Source organism: Mesorhizobium sp. WSM3879, assembly GCF_002294915.1.
In the GTDB taxonomy this organism is placed as follows: domain Bacteria; phylum Pseudomonadota; class Alphaproteobacteria; order Rhizobiales; family Rhizobiaceae; genus Mesorhizobium.
Genome location: NZ_NSFZ01000028.1, coordinates 1 through 2,751, shown reverse-complemented (window position 1 = coordinate 2,751; position 2,751 = coordinate 1). Strand labels below are relative to the sequence as shown.

3 protein-coding genes are annotated in these 2,751 nt (G+C 61.1%); all 3 read right to left on the bottom strand.

Annotated features, from left to right (window positions below):
* Nucleotides 1-1,205, bottom strand: a 1,205-nt coding sequence (locus tag CK218_RS29805; protein ID WP_179294641.1) for a pilus assembly protein TadG-related protein, incomplete at its 3' end; no start/stop codon positions are given.
* 387 nt (nucleotides 1,206-1,592) lie between these two features.
* On the bottom strand, nucleotides 1,593-1,973 hold the full coding sequence (locus CK218_RS29800) for a MucR family transcriptional regulator (RefSeq protein WP_095829755.1): 381 nt from the start codon (nucleotides 1,971-1,973) through the stop codon (nucleotides 1,593-1,595).
* A 311-nt stretch (nucleotides 1,974-2,284) separates the two neighbouring features.
* The coding region (locus tag CK218_RS29795) for a hypothetical protein (RefSeq protein WP_245435243.1) at nucleotides 2,285-2,751 on the bottom strand (467 nt) is incomplete at its 5' end.

The following is a 2,751-nucleotide window of genomic DNA, read 5'->3' as shown; positions in this document are numbered from 1 at the left end:
GGGATGTCCTTCATCCCGAGACTCGAGCAGTTCTGTTTGATGGTCGTGCTGCCGGACCACTGTATCTTGTCGGCGACGACCTGGGTGCAGCCGCCGCTCCCGGAGAAGTTGCCTAGATAGTTGACCTGCTGCTTGGGGAAATAGATGGCACCGGTCAAAAGCGAGCTCGCAGTGCCGTTAAAGGTACTTGATGTGCTGGTGCCGGTCCGGTCGCCGTAGAACAGCACGCCCGAATAGGTGCCCGAGGTCGGCGCGCTCAGCGTCACCGTGGCGTTGCCATTCATGCTGACGGTGTTGCTGCCGGACATGAAGAGGGTCACGCCGGTTCCGGAGACGACCGCGCCGGCGTTGACCTTCAGACTGCCCTGGACGACATAGGTGCCGGGCTGGAGCGTGACATTGCCCTTGAGGTCCATGCCGCTGCAGTAAGTTCCGGGCTGGAGCGTTTGCGATGTTTTGCTCCCGTTGACGGTCTTGCACGGGTTGCCAGCCGCTGGCGCTGGAAGGTTGGAGAAGGGGTCCGACGCCGGCAAGGCCTGGGTGATCGGAGACTTGCAAACTGTGGTCACCGGGTTGCCGAGCGAGACGCCGCCGACCGCGATCAGACAATCGGCCTGAAGGGCCGCCGACCCCTGCACCTTGACGGCATCGGCCTGTGCCGAATTGGACATCACCGAGCACCCGGTCAGCTTGACGCTGGTGTTGCCGGAGAAGAGCGCTGCCTGATAGGCCGACGGATTGAGCGCCAATACGCATGCCTTGGAGGCGTCAGTGATCAGCGCCACCGCCCTTGCCCGCTCCGGCACTTTGCTCTCGGAGAAGATGGCCGTGAACATCCGGTCGAGGCTCTGATTGAGGATCACCTCGACCGCCTTGTTGGTCATGTGCGACCCCGAGGTGGGCGGCGTGTGGACGGTGATTGTTACATTGGCGAGGCCGTTGTCGGTCGCCGATTGCGTGGCGGCCGTCGTGATCGCTGCGGTGCTGGAACCCGCAACCTTTTCCAACGCGCCGGCATAGGCGGCTGCGTCGGCCGTCGCCTGCAGCTTGAGGCTCGAATAATACCAGTAGGACGTCTCGACGCCGAGTCCCGCCCCACCGACTACGATCGGCAGGGTGAGCGCGAAGATAACGGCAACGTTTCCAGCCGCGTCCCGACCTGCCGCGCGCGTCAGTTGCCGAATGCGTGTGAGGATGTTGACCACCGCGTATTAGTAGGCGCTCATACATTAAACAGCGGTTAAAGCGGGCTGAGATCCGAACAGAATGCCCGCCATCCAGGCAAACGGGATGACGGGCATCTATTCACAGCTCTCATGCCGCCGATCGAAGGGACACATGTTCGCCGGCTCTATCAAATGATGTAGCGAGGCGATGGTTTCAGCGGGACCAAAGCGTCAGCGGGTGCGACTTCGGTCGCATCGGGGAACATTCCACCGTCGGCAGGTTAGGTTTCACGGCGCGGCTTTTAGGCAACGTCGTAGGGTCCACCCCCCGGAGCCCGCTCGTCCCCCCTCAAAGCGAGTGGGCTCTGCCTTTCCGTATCCTCATTTCGCGCTTCTTGGAATATAATCGTCGCTGGTGCGGCGATCTCATTTTCGGAGATCTGCAGGCTTCCGCTGAAAGCCCAACGCCTTCGCCAATTCCGATCGCCGCTCCGCATAGTTCGGCGCCACCATCGGATGGTCTGCCGGCAGGTTCCATTTCGCGCGATACTGCTTTGGTGTAAGACCGTGATCGGTCATCAGGTGCCGCTTGAGCGACTTGAACTCCTTGCCGTCCTCCAGGCAGATGATGTGATCGGGGAAGACCGAGCGCTCCCGGTCGACGGCAGGCTCCTGCTTTGGCAGCAGGGCTGCGCCAGTGAGCGAGTAATACCCCGACGCGATCAAATCCGCCAAGTCGGTTACCGAGACGAGATTATTGCTAACATAAGCGGAGACGATGTCGGCGGTGAGGTCCACTAGTGACATGCGAAATCTCTTTTGTCTGACAAACCGCTCTATTTGAGCGCATCTGCTAATAAAATGAAATCCAGCCAAAAGGCCGAGCACGACTTGAATCGCGAACCCGCCGGCACAGCCCGCTGCCCCAGCGGCCTCAGGGAAAGGGATAGGGCCTGCTCGCGGAAATCCTGCAGCGTCGCAGTGCTCGCCACGAAGGAACCTTACCCGGCCGGTGATGCCAGGCTTCAGCCATTCGACATCATAGGCGAAGGCGCTGGGGACACGCTGCGCCGGCCTAGCCGCCTTCGTCTCCTAGACACGCTTCCACATCGGTCTTGTCAGTAACGGCACACCCGCACGCGTTCCAGCACCCGGCGGTGATGATGCCAATGCCTCACCCACTTGACGTGGCAGTGGCGATAGTGGCGGTGCCGGTAGTGGTAGCGGTGCGGATAGCGGGCCACGTAGCCAGGATAATAGTCGCGGTAATAGCTAGGGCCGTAATAGCGGCCGCCATAGTCGTAAAACGGGCCGCCGCCGTAGAAAGGACCACCGTTGAATGGACCTCCGTAGAACGGGCTGAAGCCGCCGAATGGACCGAAACCGAGACCGAAGAACCCCTGCGCATCCGCAGGCGCGACCGTGGCTGCCGCGGTGGCAACGGCGATCACTGAAGCAAGTAGCAGTTTTTTCATGGCAACCTCCTCCTGAAGGCTGATCATCGGGTAAACGCCGCGTAGCAAGCCATGTTCCCGGTCGCTAATATTCCCGGTGGCACGAGGAGATTGCCGCGAAGCGGCAACAG